This window comes from Shewanella gelidii (genome assembly GCF_014647855.1).
Lineage (GTDB): Bacteria > Pseudomonadota > Gammaproteobacteria > Enterobacterales > Shewanellaceae > Shewanella > Shewanella gelidii.
This window is the reverse complement of sequence record NZ_BMPZ01000007.1, coordinates 19,028-40,124: the sequence shown is the minus strand read 5'-3', so window position 1 is coordinate 40,124 and position 21,097 is coordinate 19,028. Positions and strand designations below refer to the sequence as shown.

The following is a 21,097-nucleotide window of genomic DNA, read 5'->3' as shown; positions in this document are numbered from 1 at the left end:
CGCTCCTTATGATTTCTTAGAACTTAAGTAATTCACGATTTGGGCATATCCCATTACCGTAATCATTGGAAATAAACTCGCAAAAGCAATCAGACCAAAACCATCAATCAATGGGTTTCGTCCAGGAACATTGGTTGCTAAGCCAAGCCCCAGTGCTGCAACTAAAGGTACGGTAACCGTAGAAGTTGTAACACCACCGGAGTCATAGGCCAGAGGAACAATCATTTTGGGAGCCAAGAATGTCTGTATTACAACAATGACATATCCCGCCATAATGTAATAATGAATCGGATCGCCGACGACAATTCGATAAGAGCCAAGGCCAATACCGATAGCCACACCAAGTGCGACCGCTAAGCGCAAACCTTGCACCCGAATCGAACCACCGGAAACCTCTTCCGCTTTAATCGCAACGGCAATCAAAGAAGGCTCTGCAATCGTGGTACTGAAACCAATCGCAGCAGCAAAGACGTACACCCAAATGTAATCTTGCCACTGGGGCTCTGCTCCAACTCCTCCCGTAGGCTGCACAAACTCAGCAGAGGTTAACTGCTGCGCCATCGCTTCACCGAGCGGGAATAGTGCCAGCTCTAACCCAACCAAAAACAGGGACAAACCAACAATTACATAGCCAAAACCCATGACGACTTTTGGTAAATTTGCTATCGGCCGCTTTAACACCCCGAGTTGGAAGCCGAACAAAATCACGGCGATAGGCACCACATCACGAAGGGTAAGTAAAAAGGTTTCTAGCAGGAAGCTCATAATTTCCATTACATCACCACCATGCCGTAGATTAATACAAAGATCATTGGCGATAAGCTCGCAAATGCTATCAAACCAAACCCATCAAGCATGGGATTACGCCCTTTAATCACCCCCGCCAAGCCAACACCGAGGGCGGTGACCAAGGGTACTGTAATTGTCGATGTTGTTACGCCTCCGGAGTCATAAGCGACACCAATAATGCTCTCTGGTGCAATACCAGTTAACGCCATAACCGCAATGTAACCACCGATAATCATATAGTGAATCGGCCAGCCTTTGAGGATACGAACGACACCCAGTAAAATCGCTAAACCCACTGAAAGTGCGACGGTAATTCTAAGCCCCATCGCATAGCTATCCATCGATTCTTGGGAAGCTGCGATGGCTCCGGCCTCAGCAGCAACCTCTGCGGCCTCTCCCGCTACAGCCGTCAGCGCTGGTTCCGCAATTGTGGTACCAAAACCCAAAGAAAAGGAAAATAACACTAACCAAAATACACTTCCTTTGCGTGCCAAGGCTTGCGCCAACGACTCACCAATAGGAAATAGTCCCATTTCGAGACCAAAAACAAAGAAAGTTAAACCAAGTACAATGAACACCAATCCAATCAAAATATTAATGAGATTATCTGGTGCTTGATGCAAAACGAATATCTCGAAAAAAGCAACGACCACGATAATAGGGATTAAATCACGGAAACTTCCCATCATCGCTTTAAGTAGATTAACAACGCCTTCCATTCATGCTCCTTGTTTCCACGAATTAAATTCAGTTTGCCACTGCTACACGAAATAACAACAACCAAATCATAACAGAAAATCCAAAACGTGAGTGCCTTCTCATATCTATAAAAACGCAGTGTAAAAACCTGTATTTTTAAAGATTTATTGTTATATCAGCAATAATTAATTTTCAAGGCTTACGCCACAAATACTGTTTGTCTGAATAGTCATAAAGCCAATGCGGTCGATAAACCACTAGCAAGGTAATCGCCATGCCATTCAGCAGTGCTTCCGGAAATCCTAACAACGGAATCAACACCAAATAGTTATCAACTAACACTGACCATGAATACTGCTGTGTGGCCCATAACCATAGTGACCATAACGAGATATGGCTCGCCATCATCAGGGCCGCATTAAAAAAACCACCAAAAAATATAAAAATGAACAAGTGCTTAGGTAAATACTTGTAGCTTTGAATATAGAACAAATAACTTAAAAAGATTGGCAACAACATTGCAATTAAACTGTAAGCCCCAAAAACAGCGGGTTGTTTAATAATAAAAGTACTAAAAAACAAGCTACAGGGCAGAACCAAAATACTGGTTAAGCGCCAGCCAAACATCATACTGATACTCACAAGCCCCAGAAAATGTGCGTGCATTCCTTGCATCACGTTGGCATTCAACAGCCACAACCCAATAATAAACGTTGCAGCGATAAAGAATCGCTGGCGTAGCTCCCTATCAACAAGCAAGGACTTCAATTGATGGGTTGGCCATATCAGCCACAGCCAAAACATGAACGCAGCGAAGGCAAGCCAATCGGCTTGCCTTGATTCAGTGCTGATTTCATGCCAGTTCTGTAACCAAAAATCGACCATGACTAATTTTACAGCTCCTTGATTTTTGATTTTATCATGCGCAAGTTCAGCGCATATTTATCTATCTTAAATGAGTTCGAATGACTCTACGCAGAACTTTAGTATAAAATGGGCGTTTTTATCGGATGATCGAGTCACATAATTACTAGGAAATACAATGAAGTCTCAAGGCACCAAACGAAATACCTTGCTTGTATGCATACTGGCAACGGTTTTAGTTTCTGGCTGTAGTTCAAAAAAAGAAGACTTTAACCCATTTGCGGGCTTAACCCGTGACCAATTTCAGCCACACATTAAAGCCAATGGCTTAAAAATTTTCATTTACCGCGCTCACTTAAAAATGGATAAAGCAGCTGCCTATCGCAGCTATGCCAAACTCAAGAGCAATAAAAAGCAAAAAAAGAAAGCCAAGTCTGATCGCCGGGAGATTGAACTGGCGTGGATCAAGCAAGTTGAACTCGGATTAACGAAAACACTCGCGATGAACAAGTTTTGTAGAGACGGATATATAGAGCTTGACCGCTTGATTGAATCGAATCGGGGCGAAATCCGAGGGGAATGCATTGACGGTGCATCGGCACAAGATCACCAAAAGTACGGACATTCAAGCTAATTCATTCATCCAAGATTCAAGTTACAGCGAAATTCTACTGTAGCCCGCTAAATATTTTGCCCCCGAAGAAAAATGAAATACCGAAACGCCCTACCGGTACTGGCACGTTGAGCGGCATTAAGGTAGAATCCACGGCCGTTTTGGTTATACTCATCTTACACGCAACACTTACATGATTGCGTCACTCGTTAGGCTTTAGGAGAGCTCATGAATAAGAAACAAAAAATGACTAAAAAGCTCGCTAAACGCGCTAAAGCAAAATTCAACAAACATACCCCACCAACAGTGAAAAAGTATGTGTCAAAAGCTGAACGAGCTAAAAATGCACTCGAGCAGCAACAAATTGCTGAATCTGCACCAACAGAGTCGAATACAAGTTCTGCAGTGGATGAAGCGACACAATAGCGTAAGCGATTTGCATCAAACTCGCTTCACCGGAAAACTTTAGCAGGACACTTTTTACAGTTCTTCACCATCCGTTTTAAGCACTTCGCCTCTATCTTTTGCAGGGGGCGCTTGGGTATCAATTAGGCTTTCTTGCGAAAAATCACTCTCTTCTGATAGTTGAGCCATTTGCGCGCAGGAAGAAGAGAGAGGAGTGGTCGCATTTAAACAAATAGTCTCCGTTAACTCATCGTTGATGGCTTCATCACTAGGCTTTTTCCTTAATTGCGCAGACACATTGGAGCGCTCAAGTTCAGCTTGTGGTACCTGTTTCGCTAACTGATGCGCAGCTTCAACGCGCTCAACTAAACGAAACGCCGCCAATACTCCGAGACCGCCAAATAGAATAGAGCCCAAGGCCTGACCAAGTAGCACACCATAAGCTCCCCACCATAAACCACCAAAATAGACAAAGGGAATGGTACCCAAGGTTGCTTTACCTACATTGAAAAAAGTTGAATATTTTGGTTTCCCCAAATTATTAAACGAAGCATTGGCCACAAATAAAACACCGGAGAATACAAAAGTAATCGCAATATAACTGCAGAAGAACTCCAGTAAGGCAGCAGCCTCTCCCTCAAGGTCAAAGGCTTGCACTATATACCCTTGCAATAGGAATAAGATCACCGAAATACAACTGACATATGCTAAGCAAAACAACATCGCTTTGCGTAAACTTTCGCGGACTCGGTTGAATAACAAGGCACCATAGTTTTGGCCTACGATTGGACCAATCGCACCAGATAACGCAAATATCATCCCGAACGACACTGGTATAATCCGCCCAATAACCGCCCACCCCGCGACGTAACTATCCCCAAAATCTGCTATCGCCCGGGTAACCACGGCATTGCCGATTGGGGTAGCTGCATTGGTGAGCATCGCTGGCCCTGCTATGGCAAAAATTGGCAACAAGTCCATTTTAAAATGGGACCAATGAAAACGACCAAGTAGCTTGTGCTTCACAACCACACCTCGCGCAGCCATGGCCAGCACGGCACATCGCGCTAATACTGAAGCAGTCGCAGCACCTTCAATCCCCATCGACAAAGCAAAGATAAAAATAGGATCGAATACGGCATTCACCGCACCGCCACTGAGGGTAGAAAACATGGATAGCTTCGCGTCGCCTACAGCTCTTAAAGCTGCGCCCAGCGCCATCGCCAAACAAATGATTGGCATGGATGGTACTAAAATATACAAATAATCCGCAGCAAGCTCAGCAGTTCGGCCTGTTGCACCAAGTAAACTCACAAGGCTCGGAATCGACAAGGTTACGCAAGTAGCTACCACAATGCTGACAATGAGCGTTACAACTGCACTATTGAGCAATAGTCGCTTTGCGCGTTCAGTGTCTTTCGCTCCGATGGCTCGCGACACTAATGCCCCTAGGGCAATCGATAACCCGATCCCGATTGAAGTTGTAAAAAATGAGATGGTACCGGCATAGCCAACGGCGGCTGCTAGTTCAATCTCTCCCAGCAAACTTAGAAAAAAGATATCAAGCAAATCGACAATAAAAAGTGCCGAGATGCCAATTGCCGCTGTAGAACTCATCACGAGAATGTGACGTAAAATGGAGCCTTGGGTAAACTTTGCCGCTGGCATTTACACCTCTAAAATATATGTATGTGGGACAGGTTTAGGAAAACTGTGCTTCTGGATAGCTCAACACCTAATCAAGCCTTTTAACTGGTCATGAAAACGGTACACCTGAAATGAAGAGCCGCCAAATCCCTCTCTTGAACAGGCATCAATGATCTGAGTCGGGTTCAAGTTCAGGCTCAAGTTCATTGCCACAATGATTACAGAATGCAGCATCATGATCATGGCCGGTTTTTAAGCAATTATTACAGCGACGAATATCTCGCTTCCGCCCCATCTCTCCGGATAATTCGGCAGTTAAGATACCGGTTGGAATAGCAATAATCGAATAGCCTAGCAACATGGTAAATGCAGCAATGGTTTGCCCTAGCGTCGTTCCCGGAGTGATATCACCATAGCCAACCGTGGTAATTGTTACTATGGTCCAGTAAATCGACTTGGGAATCGAAGTAAAGCCATTATTTGGCCCCTCCACTACGTACATGACCGCGCCAAGAACGAGGATGATCAAGCTTACTGAAAAGAAGAAAATCGTGACTTTTCGCGCTGACAACATTAGGGCCCGAAGGAGCAAGTTACCTTCACTTAAATAGCGCAGCAGCTTGAGTACTCTGAAAATACGAAATAAACGGAGAACTCGGATCACCAAAGTAAAATTCGCACCGGGGAAAAATAGTGCCAAATAACTAGGTAAAACAGATAACAGATCGACAATGCCATAAAAGCTCAGAGAATATTGCCGAGCATTCGCAGAGCAATATAAGCGAAGCAAATATTCAATCGTGAAAATGACAGTAAAGAACCACTCAATACGCAGAATCAGTGTTCCGTATGCTTGGTTGACCGATTGAATCGTGTCGAGGAGAACTAAAGCAACACTAATAATAATGCTCACAATAAGAATAATATCGAACGCTCGCCCCGCTGGGGTGTCCGTACCAAAAATGATACGGCGAAGTCGCTTTTTAGTGAGTTCATTTCCCTGAGGCATTTTGTTCGAAGTCATACGCTTAGTTCCAAATTTCGCAGCAACACCTATTTAACCACACTCTCAGGTTCGCAAACCATAATTTATCGATTCAGCCAAGAACTCGCATGACGATGACCAACATAAATACAGACAAAAGAAATCGGCTTAGGTTAAAATCAACTTTAGTTTAGGTTTTAAGATTGTGGTTTATGCATCTTCATTTCATTAAATTCCAACCAATATGTATCGCGGTTTGTTTGCTCTTTTGTGTGCCTGCACTCGCTTCCCAAGCGAATCAATCCCCATTAGTGGGTAAGATTGATCGTGTAGTCGTCACCAAGTCAAAATCAGTGATGGCGCTCTATCAACAGGGAAAAAAAGTAAAACAGTATCGCATCGCTTTAGGCGACCGCCCTCAAGGGCACAAACGTAATGAAGGAGATCAGCGTACACCACAAGGACGCTACTTTCTCGATTATAAAAAATCAGATAGTGCCTATTACAAAGCAATTCATATCTCCTACCCAAATGAAGAAGATCGCTTACGAGCCGAAGCTCTAGGTATTGACCCTGGCGGCCAGATTATGATCCACGGACAGAACCCTAAATCGAGCTTATCGGCCGAGCAAGCCCAACAATACAATTGGACCGATGGCTGTATCGCCTTAACCAATGAGCAAATGGATGAGCTATGGCGCGTTGTCGATCCCGGTACGCCTATTGAAATATGGCCATAGTCGACCACTGGAATGTGAGTATTCTCCTTGGTAAGACACGCTCAAGTCATTTGAGCACGACACCAATTCATAAAAGATAAAGAGTAAAATCATGCCCGTTCTTACCCACGAATACCTAGACGATACATGGAGTGAATTCTCGCAAAAGATAACCGCATTGGCAGCGCAGCTAGGTTTACTCGATAAGCCACTGGATTGCGACCATGTCGCCTTAAGGGTGAACGATATCCAGGTAGCCAAAGCGCTCAGTGAACATTTTTGTCGTCAAGGCTCTCTGATCTCCCACAATCAGATCAATGGCCGGCCCATTGAGATCATTGAACTTCAACAACCACTCATGCTCGGGAAGTGGTCGATAGCGTGTATTGAACTCCCCTATCCCGGCAGCAAACATTACCCCCAGCAAGGTTGGGAACATATTGAACTGGTATTTCCGGGGGACTTTACAAATTGCCAAGCACTTGAAGTTGCACTGGTTGACACCTTCCCTCACCTTAAGCCAGTGCTTGCAGAGCAAACCGATATCCAAGTGAAAAGAAGCTCCCCCCAAGGGCAACATGAACGGCTGGCCAATCCCACCCTCGCATTTAAATCAAACGGCATTTGTATCAAAATCCACCCCCACGACATTAAGGCGATCATCGCCAGTGAGCAGTCAGCAGATTAGTGTCAAACGCGATAAGATTAGCGAGCTTTACAAGCTTATCGTTTTACCGTTACCCGATTATTGGTATCTCGGCTTTTCCTAATCAGGTCATCACTACCACTCGCGTGTTGGCTTTTTGCGAGACGGTCATAAAGTAAAACATTGACCGTTGCAGCAAGGTTTAAACAACCGATTGTGGGAACATAAACAACCGCATGGCTTTTATCGACCATCTCTTGGCTGATGGTGCCATCTTCCGGGCCAAAGATATAAATTGCATTCTCAGGATGCTCAAATAGTGGTAAAGGGGTTGCCCCTTCAACCAGATCGACACAAACAATTTGTGTGGTTTCGTCAATCTGCTCATCCAACGACTTTACACTGACCAGCGGGATTTGTTCTGCAATATCTTTCGTATCTGGGTTGTATTGGGCCGCACGGGCATAGCGCTCACCGGTGTAAAACACACCATCGACGTTAAAGCATCCTGCTGCACGCATAATTGAACCCACGTTGGTTGGTGTTTTAGGGTTGGTTAAACCAAGATAAACTTTTGAAGACTGTGCCGTGGCGTATGACATTGAGCGATCTCAAACGATAGATGTGCAGTTGATAGAATTCAGTCAGTTTAACATTCAAAAAATCCAAGCAATCGATACAACGCACATGCTTTTATCACCGCGATGGCGATGGCTTGGATTAAACTAACTTCGGTGTCGTTTTACAATAAATCGATTACTGGCCTATTTTTGACGCCCCAGATAATACACTGGCCATCGAAGGAACGATTGAGACCGGATCAAGTCGCATTTGATACCAATTTAAACGCCAATCAAGATGAGGGCCCGTGGCTCGGCCGGTTGCACCGACTTCACCTATGGGTTGCCCTTGAGCAATAAAATCCCCTGGCGCAACATAGAGCTTACTTAAATGCAAAAAGCTAGAACTGACACCATAGCCATGATCCACGATAATTGTACCACCAGAATAGAACATATCCGCAACCGCTAAAGAAACGGTACCATCTGCAGGTGCGACAATCACCGTTCCGGTTTTTGCAGCAACATCGACACCATAATGCGGAGTTCCAGGTTTTCCGTTGTAAACCCGTTGACTGCCATACACACCTGAAATTCTACCCGTTAGTGGCCAAATGAAGTCTTGCATAAATGCTTGATTATCAGTGAACTGGCCTCTGGCAGTTTTGACTTGTTTACTGTCTTGGCGTGAGCGAGCGACCGCTTTAGGATCAGGTTTCATGATCTTTTTCGCGATACCATTGACCCGTTGTATTTTATATTCACGCGATTTGATTTTTAGCGGAATAACTTGCTCACTACCATCTGCTAGTTTCAGTTTGAGCTCTTGTTTCAATGCTGCTTCGCGGGCAAAACCAAAAGCTAATTCGCCGTCAGGCGTTAACATCAAAGGCTCATTATTCAGCCAAACCTTGGTATCAGGCGCAACTTTAGCTCTAACCAACGCACCTTGTTCAAACAATCCGTCAAACGTAATATTTGCCGCCGCGTTAAACGAACAACAGATAGCAAATAGCGATAAGAGTGGCAACAAACGTTTCATAATTTTGAATTACCTTGGATTTTTATAAATAAAAATAAGGCGCCACAATTTGACGCCGATGAATTCAGCAAATGAGAATTAATCGTTTTCTGTATCTGCTGCTATCAGGTTTTGTACTGCGGAACTAACTGAAATCGCACCTTTGCCAACGCCTTCATAGGCAATGACTTTGAAATCACTCTCAGGTGTTTGCGCCGATAACTCTTTGGCCATATAACCCGCAAGTAGTTCAATGGTCGTATCATGTGGAATAATTTCACAGCAAGATTTCGGCATCGCTAACTGGAAATCCCCTTGGGGGGCTTCATAACGGAATCCATAATGCGATGTATCACTAATTTGAGTTTGCAACGACAACTCAAGGTCATCAACTGACTTCAAATCATCCTTACTGCCCAAATAAATATCCTGCCAACGCTTCGCCCAATAAGCATCCCATTGATGCGCAGCCACGCCATTCTCAAAAACATTGACCGGACTGCGGTGTCCGTGAGCAATTCGCTGACAATTCCCTTTATGTTTCTTCAAGCCATGGCTGTAATGATAATAAGGTGTTTCAAGCATTTCGTTTCTGAGCGTCAAACTCACGCCATGCACGTTTTGTGGCAAGGCTTCACGCAATGCTTTTTGTAAAAATTGGTTCACACTATCAAAGTCAATAATTTCGCTAGGCACCAATGCAAAAGCCTGTGAAGGACACGCCAAATGGATACTCCCTTTTTGACTCATAAAGTCCATCCACACGCGCCCACCCTGCTGCTGCCAGCGCACTTCACTACACGCCGTAGGGATAAGCAAACGATGATCGGCAACATCATCAATCGTGTCTTTAATGATGCGCTTTACCTTGCCGAAATCGAGCACCATATTTTGTTCATCTAGACCGCCATCTAGCATCACATCGACAATCCAACTCTCACCAACCATCCCGCGTATTGGGCACAGGTATGAAAAGTCGATTACCGTTAAATCTCTTACAAACAGTTGCATTTATGCTCCTAGGCAGAAAAACAGTCCGCCCTAGTTAAATCGTCCCAAAAATAGCGTGGGCTATTGTTGGTTCACTTGTAATTGCTCAATTCTAATCAATTGTTTGCCGCTGTGCGAATTAAGTTTACGGTGAACAGAAAAATTAAAGCAAAACCCGCAACATTGATTAAAAAAGCCACCTCTTGGGTGGCTTTTTGTGAACCATAGGTTTAAAAGTTTAATGATGCGTGGCTGACCGCCATGACTTCTGGCATCGGCGGTTGCTGGGAGACCATCCATTTAAACTGTTTAATGAGTTCACCTTGATGAGTCATGCCAGTAACAAATGCGGGTTTAATACTCTGATAATATAAGGTTACATCTACAGTGAGCGCGCCTGAAAACGTCTCTTGCAAATCAATTTGATAATGCACTGTATCTTGCCCAGTCCCTTGCTTTGCATCACCCCGATTGAAATCAGCATCTAGGGAAGCTTGACCAACAATAGCGACCTCTTGGTTATAGCGAACACTTTGACTGTCAAACCCTACCGGCGGGATCCGGTTGTCTTTGAGGTAACTTACGCCATGTAACAAAACGTAGGTCACATGATGATTGCTATCTGCCATCACAGATTCGTAGATGGGGACCTGGCTAGCATCGGTCACGACGTCAACATGGGCCATATAGCAATCCGCATTGTTATTGGCAATATTTACATCCAAAACACACGCCTGACTCGCATGATAAACATCATGTGCTATCCAGCCCTTATCATTTGGCACACCAGAACTGAACAGCACCTTGCCTTGTGCATCCGTAACTTGGGTGGCTAACCAAACTCTGCGGCTTGGAAAGCCAGTCGGCAGCTTATGGCCACTGTGATTGTGAATATGCACAGAAAAACGCAATTGTTCATTTTCTAGTGCTAAGTCATCCACCTCGATGCTCGCAGCCTTGGTTGCAATAAAGGCTTTATTACGCGCCATAACGTCAGCAAAGCCTTCAGGTTCTGTTGCACCATCAATCCCAAGCTCAGTATCGTAACTTTGCATCAACAGCGCCAAGTAAGAATTTCCACCTAAAAACTGGTGCTGGGAATAATCGTCACGAATCGGCCAGCGACTATTGCTTTCACCACTTGGCATCACGGCAATCGGCGTTTGATAGTCGTCCAGCTCAGGCATATGACACCCCTGACAAGCGATATCATCGCTATCACCATCATTAAAGGTACTGTTTAACCACTCGGTAAACGGGGCTTGCTCAACAAATGTCGTATTCAGTAGCTGATCATTGTTGATGTCTATCGAGGGGGATTTAAGGTTATGGCAAACCGCACAAAGCTGAGACTGCTGCACATGTTCACTTCCGGCGACATCATATTGGGTGTTATTCCACATTGGCCCGCGTAGTACATCATCATATGGACCATAGATCGTACGCTTATCATGATCAATTTGAACATTTTCGAGTAGCACAGGCTCAAGGCTTTGTGGATCAATTTGGTGACATAACGTACAACTTACGCCCTCTCTTGCCGCCATACTTTGCTGCGCATTAGCCATGCTATAGCAACCATCGGAATTACCACAATCCATTTGACCCAAGTCAGTTTGATTGTCATGGGCATTTAAATGCGCCATGGGCGCATGACAGCTCAAGCACTTATCTTCAATCGTGCCTTTTAAGTGCGGAAAATGTAGTGTTTCTTCTTCTACAACAGCTAAGTAATAGGGGTCATCAAGGGCATGGGCCATTGCACTATGCTGCCACCCAGCATAAGGGCTTACATCATCGCCTGCTTGAGTCATTGGATAGCGTAAAACCCCACTGCTATCGCTGGCAGCTTCATGACATTGGCCGCAGGAGCTTGCCGATGAGAATGCGCCGAGACTATTCCAGTCTGGTTCAAAATCTGCTCGTTCGGAAAAACTAAAACTATCATTGGCTGCGATGGTGATGAGAGTTTTTGGTGTGTCAATGAGGGCGCCACTGGCTTGATAAAACTCAACAATAAATTGCTCTTCTTGTTCCTGAAGATCGTCATCAATCAGCAGAATTGGAATTGATGACGTCAGTTGAGCGGCCTCAAAAACTATAGTGCCTTCAGTGGGTTGGTAATCAGCCATTGCGATCGCAGTGTCGTTGAGCATTCGATATTGCACGCTAACTATAGTGGTTGAAGCTTGCGATAAGGTTACCGTTAACATAGGTGCAGCGTCACTTTCTTCAAACTGAATAGCGTTCACTTGCAGTACGGGAAGCTCGCCAGGATCGTCACCAGGGGTTGAGCCACTATTATCATCACCACTGTTATCATCACCACTGTTATCATCATCGCCGTCACTGCCTTGGCTTGGCGGTGTTAATGGCGCTTCACTATCTGAGCCTCCACAAGCACTCAAGCCTATCGATATAAAGAAAATAAGACCAATAAAAAGCAGAATAGAACGTAGGATAGGACTTTGCTTTGAGGTAAACATAGAGCACCACCTTCTTAGCCTAAGAATGCATCGGGGAAACATCCTTTTTCTTAATACACGCCGCCACTCCTGTTATATGCACAGCCAATAGAGAAATAAAATGGATATTGAATCTGCTGCGACACTTTGACACATCAGCACAACGACAAACATTTGCCATTAAACTTAGTTCATGAACTGACCATGATTCACTCTGTATGTTGGTAACTTATTTTAGGTTTTTTTTAATGCCCAATAACAATATTTGCCCACCCCGTTTACCACCTTATCGTCTCTTCACATTTGCATTTATATCGTTGCAAACAAAAACAGCACCCAAAGGTGCTGTTTTCAATCCGTTGCTTTTTGCAAGCGATAACTTATTGGAGCAATGACTTAGTTGCCACCTTTTAATCGTCTATCGAGCTGATCTTTCAAATTAGCGGGCACACCTTTAATCATAATGGTGTCAGAAATCGGGTCATAGATGACTCTCTCCCCTAAATGACCACTGTCAAAACTTAAGGTAACCCCGCCGCCTGTTCCAGAAAACTTCTTCAGCTGTCTCAGTGTCGACTTATCTGCCGGAAACTCTTCCTCGAGTTCATACTCGCCACCGGTCGCAAAATCATAAAAAGAATCCATGCCATCATCAGCCAATTCGTCGGCCAGATCTTTCATTTGCACATCTTCGCCGCTATCAAACTGGTTGGTGCAATAGTCGTACACTTTATCGCGACATTGCTGGCGCTCGTCTTTGGTTAATTCACCACTTGCGACAAAATCTTCTACGGCAACCATTAAGCTCTTATTCTGCGCTTTCAGGTTAACTCCTTCGACACAGCCCATAAAATCAAGGAAGAAGTCTGCAACTTTTCGTCCTGCACGCCCGCGAATAAAAGAGATGTACTTGCGAGACGTTTCATCCGCTTGCCATTCCGTTAAATCAATACGCGCTGCCAATTGAATATTGCTTAAATCTAAATGATTGTTCTGTGTTAATTCCATATCATCAAGCACGGTCATCGAAGATTTCGCGTTGAGCATCGCCACAAATAGGTAGTCGCTTGTTATCGACGTATAGCAAGACAACAGCAAAAAGCCACCTTGACTGAAATCGTATTTGGCTAACTCCTGTTGAAGTAACTTTACGGCTGCACTTGAAAACTCAACAAAGCCCATCTCATTGCTACGGTAATTCGTTAACGCCTCTTCAAAAGCTGGATTGGCATCGCCATCATCTTCGGGCACACCAAAATAACCAAAACCTTTGCCCGCTTTGCTTGAGTAGGTTTGGTGTAACTCCTCCAGCATAACTTCAACAGCTTGACCATTTAATAGAGGTTGAGGGCGCAAACGGCAAGCAAGCTGCCCTTCGCCATCTTGGGAAATTTCGTGAATAATTGCCTGTTCGACGTGAATACTCATAAGCCTAGATAGTGATACGAATTGAATTGGGCTATTATATGCCGCTAATTCGTTTCAAAGTGAATCATTTTTTTAATATGGCTATTCAATCTAAATATACCAACGCTCAAGTTGAGACTCTCATTACCGAAATGTTGACTGTGCTCGAAAAGCACAAAGCCCCAACAGACCTTAGTTTAATGGTGCTTGGCAACTGTGTGTCGCACCTTCTTGAAAGCAAAGTCCCAGCAAGCCAGCGCCAAGCCGTTGCTGAGCAATTTGCAAAAGTGTTAACTCAGTCAACAAAAGCAGATTAAGTCAGCTAACAAATCACAGCGCAATTTAGCGGATCAGCGAACTTATTGGCTAACTTGCGCACTAAACACAGGTATTCATGGCGTAAAATTCGTAGAATGCTTAAGATATATCAGCTTAACAATAGCTTATATAACCGAAGCAACAAACCGAGCCCATGGTGTTAAAGGTTAATTGTACGGCTATAGATGAAAGGTAAGTGGCGCCAGTAACCTACCTTTTAACTATATAGACAATGGCATTCGCAAAGGAACAAACGACAAACAATGGTTGAACGCAAAAAGCAAATGAGCCGAGACAAAGTATCGCGCTTAGTTAATTGGGGGCATTGGTTTGCTTTTATTAACGGCTTGCTTGCCATCATTATTGGTGCTCGATACCTTGAAACCGTAGGTTACCCAGATTCTATCGTTGGCTGGGGTTATCTCGCGCTGAACACCATTGGCCAATTTAGCTTCCTTGCGTTTATCGTCTATCTCGTCGTTTTGTTTCCGGCAACACTCGTCATTCCCTATTCTAAAATTCTGAGAGGCTTGGGCGCATTTGTTGCAACGGCAGGTTTATGCACCTTACTCTATGACACCATCGTTTATGACGATTACGGGATGCATTTAAGCCCATTTGCATTTGAGTTGGCGTGGGCGGATCTCAATGCATTGCTCCGCGGCACATCGTATATCATCACGCCACTGGCAATCATTGCTATAGAGCTGACACTTGCAAACTTTCTATGGAAACGAATCGAAAAAATTCAAAAACGCAATTGGGGCTATAAAGTCGTTGCCTTTGTAGGGGTTTGCTTTGTGAGCAGTCATCTCATCCATATTTGGGCCGATGCTGCTGATGTCAGCGAAATTACGCGCTATGACGATGCTTATCCACTATCTTACCCTGCAACTGCCCGCTCATTTATGGAAAGCCATGGCGTGGAAGGCACCAGTGCTCCACAAGAAAACCTACCTAAAAACACCATCCAGTACCCGAAAGCCCCGCTGCAGTGTAAAGCAGATCAAACGCAAAACGTGCTTGTCATCGGTGTGAACAGCTTACGCGCTGATTTAGTCGATGCGTCGACCATGCCATTTTTCCACGGATACGCTCAAGATAATCAATCGCTAACACAACACCTCAGCGGCGGCCACCAATACCAAAGTGGCTTATTCTCATTACTTTATGGGATCCAAGGTAGCTATATTGACGTTGTGGAAACCCATAAAATTAAGCCATTGATGCCACAACAATTTGCAAGCCAAGGCTACGATGTGGGTTTATTTACGACGGCCACTAGCTCAGAAAAAGTGGCGGAGAACCCTGCTTTTCATGATTTTGAACACCATATTGCATCCAGTGAAGATGGTAGCGCCCAAGCAGATATTCAAACGGTTACAGAGTTTAAGCGCTGGCAAGCTTACCGAAGCAACCCTTGGTTTGCATTTGTAAATCTCGCCTCGCCAGAAGATTACGATACGCCTGTTGGTTTTTTAGGGATAGAAACCGTTCAAGCGGATAAGAGCCTGAAACCGGCGCAAAAAGTATTATTCAATCAATACCGACAGTCCCTCAACTTTATTGACCAGCAAATTGAGTCGATTGTGCAGCAAGTTCCAGAAGACACCCTCATCATCATTACTGGGATCAGCGGTAAGGTATTTACCAGTAACTATCGTGTTGCCAGTAAAAACCTCTCGCCGGCCAACGTGCATGTTCCAATGGTTATTCATTGGCCAAACGGTAAACGCGCAGCCGCAAAACACACCACAAGCCATCTCGGGCTAGCCCCAACATTAATGAGTCAAGTCTTAGGTTGTACGAATCCAGCAACTGACTACAGTGCCGGCAGAGATTTACTACAACCCGACGACGAAACTTGGGTGTACGTTGGTGACAAGCGCACATTTGCGATTTACCAAAAAGAAGAAATTACCGTGATCGACCGTCACGGCAAATACCGTATTTATGATCGAAACTATGAAAAGCGCTTGAAAAAGAAGATGAGCGCCCCTGAATTAATTCAAGTCATGAGAGAAGGTAGGCGTTTGTTCAATAACTAGCGCCACAAGCGAAAATCTTGCGCTATTATTTGATTCACGCACAGATAATCGCCAATTAATACAAGTAAATGGATAATTGCTTGCGCAACAATAAAGGTCTTGATAAAGTTCTGCGTCACCAAAGATGCAAAAAGCACATTTGGTAATTCTCGGTATGTAGCGCAGCCCGGTAGCGCACTGTCATGGGGTGTCAGGGGTCGGAGGTTCAAATCCTCTCATACCGACCACATTCAAAATAAAAAAGCCCGAAGTACTCATTACTTCGGGCTTTTTTATACCTAAAACCAATAAGCATGTGTCTGTGCACTTTGCCTCTCACGTGTTTTAGTACTTATTGGTCTGTTTTCGACCTCCTAGGGGCTTGCTCACTTCATTTCGAGAACGCTTAAGCATCAACGCCCCCAGCAAGAACGTGTAAGCCGTCGTTGGCGCCTCTCTCAGTAGTCAACATACGTTAGTAAAGAGTTTTTGACCTACATCAATTAAAAACAAGGTTGTATTTTGCATGGTTAACCTTAGAGCGAGTATGAGTTAACATGCGGCTCGCTGTGATGCACGATCAACTAGAACCTAATATGAATTTACCACTCGAACTCTTTTCCTCATCAGTACTGACATTTGGTGTGATTTTGTTAGCTGAAATTGGAGATAAAAGTCAGCTCGTATGCATGACGTTAGCGTCTAAACACCGAGCCAAAACCGTCGCAATTGGCGCGATAACAGCCTTTGCCTTGCTAAACATTCTGGCCGTAACAGTGGGCGGCAGCTTGTCTCAACTGATCCCTAAGCAATGGATTACCATTGCCGCAGCGTTACTGTTTGCTCTGTTTGGCCTGCACTCCCTTTTGTCAAAGGAAGACAATGAAGAGGGGGTGAGTCAGATGAAGTCTGCTAGAGGCGTTTTGCTAACAACCTTTATGATGATCTTTCTCGCAGAATTGGGCGACAAAACACAGTTAGCCGTGATTACCCTGAGCACCACGCACCGACCTTTGGCTGTGTGGCTAGGTGCAACATTAGCCTTGGCCACCAGCGCTTTGATGGGGATATACGCTGGCCGCAAGTTATTAGCGCGACTCAATATTAATCTATTACACAGAATAAGCGGTCTATTCTTTATCGGGCTTGCTATTCTATTGCTTTTAGATTTGTACCAAAGTTTATAGTTTGCCCGAAACCAATAGACGAATGGTTCGCACGCTAAGGTAACCGATAAATAGGTTTGCACCGATAAATACAGGTACTGAAATAACCTCAGCAGAACTGACACCTGCAAGCGCAAGTTTTAGCCCCGTAACCGTGGCTGCTGCAATACCAAATGTATAAGCCCAATAAGACGGTGCGAAAGGTTGAGAGCCTAGCCATTTACCTAACCGAATACCAAGCATCAGTTGATAAAGCCCATAGCCCCACATCATCAAAATCCAGTATTCGTGACTACTGGGATTGATAGACAACCAAGCCATCGTACACACGACAGGGGGCGCAAACTGGATCCCAAGTAACGGACGTTGCATTGAAGGTAGTTCTTGATCCAACCAAAGCCGTTGAATAATCAACGATTCAATTGCGAGCCAAGAAAACATGCCCGCCCCTAAAAACAACCAGCCCCAGGAGGGATATCCCAAAGCGCCTAACGCCGCAGCACTCGTGAAATTTCCCGCAACCGTCGGTAAATATAGTGAAGGGAGTGAATCTAAACTTCTGCGCCCCCCCTTCCACAGCGAGCCATTGTGCCAAAGAGAGAAACAAACATGCCAAAGAATACCAAGTGCGGCTAATATCCACGCCAATGTGCGAGAATAGGGTAAAACCGCAAGAACAATGAGTAATGTAGACACGCCTAACAAGGCTGGAGTGCTGCCTTGTACTGGGTGACAAAATTCCTGAACGACAACTGCAGTTTGTCGGAATACTTGCTTGATATAGACGATGAGCAAAATCAGCCAAACCAAGGTGGCAATAGCCAATAAAGTTTCACCAATAAATGACGGGAGTTGCCATAAAGAGTGCGCGATACGCCAAGCCTGCCCTAAACCAGACAGACCAAGCACAATACCAAAATAAGACGCGGGAATCGTTGTGTTAGACATCTATGACTCTTGTATTTAAAAAAGCGGATTCATCATAATTAAAACCATGAAAAAAATGACGAGGGTATCAACCGGCGGCACGATTTAAAGTCGCTGATAGGAACATCAAATACTGTCACGGGATGTTATGGGTACAGATCAAATTTTGCTCGAACACCCCACGGTAAAATCAGTGTTATCTTACATCAACAGCAACTCTTTCGACCTCTCGACAAAAATCATCTTGATCAAATACTTTACATACCCATACATAACCGAACGCAGCAAATCGTCCATCCTTTGGCTTCATATCTTGCATTTTGTCGAATATACAGGGACAGATTATGCCCTCCCCGGTACGCTCACCAAATTTGTCGACAACGACTTGTTGCCGTCTATGATTTCCATACCGCTCAATTGGTTGCATATTTTTTGTTGGAACGACTCGAGTCTCTGCGTAAGCGTTGCTCACTCCTGCCAACCCAGTAGTGCCTAAAAGGGCTGCAATAAACAAAAAAGGTGTGATTTTTAGCTTCATAATAAAACCCAATGTTGATGGTAAATTGAATATCAATAACACCCAAACCAAGGGAGTCATTAGAACATTTCTTTTGAAATCAATAGGTAAACATTTATGATGTGGCTTATATAACACAACTCCCGAAAAACCGAGAACGACACCACAAGCAACCTAACAACTTTACACGACTGTCCCAACAACTAATGCCCTATCCTTCACAAAAAACGTCATATTTCTCTTATAGTTGCCACTAAACAATAACGCCCTAGTCTTCATTTCTTTTTTACACTCGCAAAACGCAATATATCTGGTAATGTTGCAACAATAACCAAACAGGCAAAGTCATGAAAATAGAAAGAAGGACAAGAATTAACAGCTCAACGCTTTCTGGTGGAGCCTTTGGAACGCATGCTCAAAAGCCATTTGTAAATCAACTTTGCCTTGCTCTGGAATACACGTAAACATCGACGCATAGCTAACAGCCTGATGCGCGTAACAAACGATTTCTGCGGTTTGCCACGCACAAGTGAGTCTTTCAATAGGTAAGAAATCATGCCAAGGGGCTAAATAAGCATTCACGATTTTATCCTTCTCTTTACTCTTCGCCATTCTATAAATATATGTCCCATCGATAAACGGATGAGAGATACAAGCATCACTCCAATCAAAGAACATAAACGAATTATGTTTGCGCGCTATATTTTCGATATGCAAATCACCATGAACTAATGACTCTGGGAGCTCAAAAATTTGCAATGCTTCAACAGCCTGATGGACTGCTGATATGATGACATTGGCATCTGATTTGATATGGCGTGGCAACATTGCTTTGATAGCATCACAAGCAAACACATCCGTTAACTGTAGTGGTAGCTTTTCAATAGGCCGATAAAGACAACCGTGTTCTTTGAGCGATTCGATATTGTTTATCGTATTGACCTGTAGTTGAGAAAACGCAAAAAACGCCTCAGCCCAAGTCGAAAGGCTTTCATTCTCACAAAACGCTACTCCAAAACTTTCAGTGAGCATCAATTGGCGTTGAATATCTGCGGCCACCACCGTTGGTACAACTTCTGGATATAGCTTAGCAAGCAGCAAGCAAAGCTGCGCTTCATTGGAAAACAGGGGTAACAAAGCGGTCGCTTTGAAATAGTAAACACCACGATTAGTGGATTGTCTTAAGATTTGGCCAAGTGCCCAGCCCGATACTTTTTCTACAGGAGACTTTGGCTCTACATTACGCAATCTAAGCTGCTGCTCTATCCAAGTTGATGCATCGCTCAACCAATTTTCATGATGCCAAAATTGTGTATTATTCATGTCGACATCCCATTGTTTTCTGTGAACCATACAATGTAACCCGTATGAAACAGCGTTTTAAAAAATAAAAATTAGCTCAGATTTTTAAACGGCGATCTCTTGGGTGATCATCAAGAGCTGCTCTCTAAACCAACGGTGAGCTGGATCATTTTCAAGCTTTTTATGCCAAATCAAGTAATTGGATATTTTCCGATAAGGAAAAGGCGCAGGTATAATTTGTAATTGAAGCCGATCTTGAAATTCAAACGCCATTTGTCGTGGGATAACAGCCAAATATTCAGATTGACTAACTAATAACAAATTACTAAATAAGGAGCGGCCATGGTACGCCACTTTTCTTTTAGTTAAATCAACCTCTGCAAATCGCTCGAGGGTGTATAACTGATCTTGACTCCGCTCTAGCACTGCATGGTGTTCGTCCATAAACTGTTCAATTGAGAGTGTGCCATCTATCCGAGGATGGCTTTTCCGACAAACCACGACAAACTCACTTTCAAACAGTTTTTCATTCATCATATTTGGCTTTTCCAGCGGAAAAATATCAATCAAACTATCAAACTTGTTTGTTAATAACGATTCGTAGGAGTACTGAGGGTCATAGTGGGGATCATATAACTCAAGGGTGATATTTGGGTTTGCAACTTGTACAAATTTATCTAACAAGAGCCAATGTAAGTGCTCCGGTGCTGTGGTGACAAACTTACGACTGGACACTTCGGGTTCAAAGCTTGCAAAGGATTGAAAAACGTCACGAAGCTGGGATATGGGCTGCTGAATTTGTAAGTATAAACTCGATGCATAGGTTGTCGGCACCACCCCCCTGCCTTTCCGAACAAATAAGGTTTGACCTACTTCATTTTTTAATCGAATTAGCATTGTGCTAATGGTGGATTGATTGGTATTTAAGGTGTCAGCGGCCTTACTTAAACTGCCATGTTCCATGACACTAGCAAACACCACGAGCAGATTTAAGTTTGGGATCTCATTTCGCATCGCCTTCTTCCTATGT

Annotated in this window: 21 protein-coding genes and 1 tRNA gene; 8 read left to right on the top strand and 14 right to left on the bottom strand. The window is 44.1% G+C overall.

The window, feature by feature from the left end:
• Positions 1-6 precede the first annotated feature (6 nt).
• The 3 genes from IEY18_RS12555 to IEY18_RS12545 form a co-directional block, all read right to left on the bottom strand.
• Positions 7-774: a DUF1538 domain-containing protein gene (locus IEY18_RS12555; RefSeq protein WP_188921351.1), complete on the bottom strand. Its 768-nt coding sequence runs from the start codon at positions 772-774 to the stop codon at positions 7-9.
• The gene (locus IEY18_RS12550) at positions 774-1,508 is read right to left on the bottom strand and encodes a DUF1538 domain-containing protein (RefSeq protein ID WP_188921349.1); all 735 of its coding nucleotides are present in this window, start codon (positions 1,506-1,508) and stop codon (positions 774-776) included. The genes IEY18_RS12555 and IEY18_RS12550 overlap by 1 nt, the downstream gene beginning before the upstream one ends.
• A 172-nt stretch (positions 1,509-1,680) precedes the next feature.
• Positions 1,681-2,373, bottom strand: a complete 693-nt coding sequence (locus IEY18_RS12545; RefSeq protein ID WP_188921347.1) for an energy-coupling factor ABC transporter permease — start codon at positions 2,371-2,373, stop codon at positions 1,681-1,683.
• A gap of 157 nt (positions 2,374-2,530) precedes the next feature.
• On the opposite strand from IEY18_RS12545, the gene IEY18_RS12540 reads away from it, so the two are divergent.
• Positions 2,531-2,986: a hypothetical protein gene (locus IEY18_RS12540; RefSeq protein WP_188921345.1), complete on the top strand. Its 456-nt coding sequence runs from the start codon at positions 2,531-2,533 to the stop codon at positions 2,984-2,986.
• Positions 2,987-3,193: 207 nt separating this feature from the next.
• The gene (locus IEY18_RS12535) at positions 3,194-3,391 is read left to right on the top strand and encodes a DUF2986 domain-containing protein (protein ID WP_188921343.1); all 198 of its coding nucleotides are present in this window, start codon (positions 3,194-3,196) and stop codon (positions 3,389-3,391) included.
• A 54-nt stretch (positions 3,392-3,445) separates the two neighbouring features.
• Here the strand turns inward: IEY18_RS12535 and IEY18_RS12530 are convergent, their stop codons facing one another.
• Together IEY18_RS12530 and IEY18_RS12525 are read right to left on the bottom strand one after the other, a co-directional pair.
• Positions 3,446-5,038, bottom strand: a complete 1,593-nt coding sequence (locus IEY18_RS12530) for an MATE family efflux transporter (protein ID WP_188921341.1) — start codon at positions 5,036-5,038, stop codon at positions 3,446-3,448.
• A 145-nt stretch (positions 5,039-5,183) separates the two neighbouring features.
• On the bottom strand, positions 5,184-6,041 hold the full coding sequence (locus IEY18_RS12525; protein ID WP_188921339.1) for an ion transporter: 858 nt from the start codon (positions 6,039-6,041) through the stop codon (positions 5,184-5,186).
• Between the two features lie 173 nt (positions 6,042-6,214).
• On the opposite strand from IEY18_RS12525, the gene IEY18_RS12520 reads away from it, so the two are divergent.
• Positions 6,215-6,742 (top strand): L,D-transpeptidase family protein, encoded by a 528-nt coding sequence (locus tag IEY18_RS12520; RefSeq protein ID WP_188921337.1) that lies wholly within the window; start codon positions 6,215-6,217, stop codon positions 6,740-6,742.
• Between the two features lie 91 nt (positions 6,743-6,833).
• On the top strand, positions 6,834-7,409 hold the full coding sequence (locus tag IEY18_RS12515) for a VOC family protein (RefSeq protein WP_188921334.1): 576 nt from the start codon (positions 6,834-6,836) through the stop codon (positions 7,407-7,409).
• Between the two features lie 35 nt (positions 7,410-7,444).
• Here IEY18_RS12515 and IEY18_RS12510 read toward each other — a convergent pair whose 3' ends face one another.
• From IEY18_RS12510 to yejK, 5 genes are all read right to left on the bottom strand, one after another.
• Positions 7,445-7,969, bottom strand: a complete 525-nt coding sequence (locus IEY18_RS12510) for an RNA methyltransferase (protein ID WP_188921332.1) — start codon at positions 7,967-7,969, stop codon at positions 7,445-7,447.
• 154 nt (positions 7,970-8,123) lie between these two features.
• Entirely contained in the window at positions 8,124-8,969 is an 846-nt protein-coding gene (locus IEY18_RS12505) for a M23 family metallopeptidase (protein ID WP_188921330.1), read from the bottom strand.
• Positions 8,970-9,047: 78 nt separating this feature from the next.
• The gene (locus tag IEY18_RS12500; protein ID WP_188921328.1) at positions 9,048-9,959 is read right to left on the bottom strand and encodes a 6-pyruvoyl trahydropterin synthase family protein; all 912 of its coding nucleotides are present in this window, start codon (positions 9,957-9,959) and stop codon (positions 9,048-9,050) included.
• Between the two features lie 209 nt (positions 9,960-10,168).
• Positions 10,169-12,424 (bottom strand): Calx-beta domain-containing protein, encoded by a 2,256-nt coding sequence (locus IEY18_RS12490; protein WP_188921326.1) that lies wholly within the window; start codon positions 12,422-12,424, stop codon positions 10,169-10,171.
• 375 nt (positions 12,425-12,799) lie between these two features.
• Positions 12,800-13,831 carry a nucleoid-associated protein YejK gene (gene yejK / locus IEY18_RS12485; RefSeq protein ID WP_188921324.1) on the bottom strand — a complete coding sequence of 344 codons (1,032 nt, stop codon included), beginning with the start codon at positions 13,829-13,831 and terminating at the stop codon, positions 12,800-12,802.
• A 77-nt stretch (positions 13,832-13,908) separates the two neighbouring features.
• Between yejK and IEY18_RS12480 the strand changes: the two genes are divergently transcribed.
• From IEY18_RS12480 to IEY18_RS12465, 4 genes are all read left to right on the top strand, one after another.
• A complete protein-coding gene (locus IEY18_RS12480) occupies positions 13,909-14,127 on the top strand; it encodes a YejL family protein (RefSeq protein WP_188921545.1) in 219 nt (72 codons plus the stop codon).
• A 264-nt stretch (positions 14,128-14,391) separates the two neighbouring features.
• Positions 14,392-16,176, top strand: coding sequence for a DUF3413 domain-containing protein (locus IEY18_RS12475; protein WP_188921322.1), 1,785 nt, complete (start codon positions 14,392-14,394; stop codon positions 16,174-16,176).
• Positions 16,177-16,326: 150 nt separating this feature from the next.
• Positions 16,327-16,403 (top strand) — tRNA-Pro (locus tag IEY18_RS12470).
• Positions 16,404-16,751: 348 nt separating this feature from the next.
• Complete coding sequence (locus tag IEY18_RS12465) at positions 16,752-17,342, top strand: TMEM165/GDT1 family protein (RefSeq protein ID WP_188921320.1); 591 nt, start codon at positions 16,752-16,754, stop codon at positions 17,340-17,342.
• Here IEY18_RS12465 and tehA read toward each other — a convergent pair.
• From tehA to IEY18_RS12445, 4 genes are all read right to left on the bottom strand, one after another.
• Entirely contained in the window at positions 17,337-18,269 is a 933-nt protein-coding gene (tehA, locus tag IEY18_RS12460; protein WP_188921317.1) for a dicarboxylate transporter/tellurite-resistance protein TehA, read from the bottom strand. The genes IEY18_RS12465 and tehA overlap by 6 nt on opposite strands.
• Before the next feature lie 175 nt (positions 18,270-18,444).
• Positions 18,445-18,786: a hypothetical protein gene (locus IEY18_RS12455; protein WP_188921315.1), complete on the bottom strand. Its 342-nt coding sequence runs from the start codon at positions 18,784-18,786 to the stop codon at positions 18,445-18,447.
• A 351-nt stretch (positions 18,787-19,137) separates the two neighbouring features.
• On the bottom strand, positions 19,138-20,088 hold the full coding sequence (locus tag IEY18_RS12450; RefSeq protein WP_188921313.1) for a phosphotransferase family protein: 951 nt from the start codon (positions 20,086-20,088) through the stop codon (positions 19,138-19,140).
• Positions 20,089-20,172: 84 nt separating this feature from the next.
• A complete protein-coding gene (locus IEY18_RS12445) occupies positions 20,173-21,081 on the bottom strand; it encodes a LysR family transcriptional regulator (protein WP_188921311.1) in 909 nt (302 codons plus the stop codon).
• Positions 21,082-21,097 lie beyond the last annotated feature (16 nt).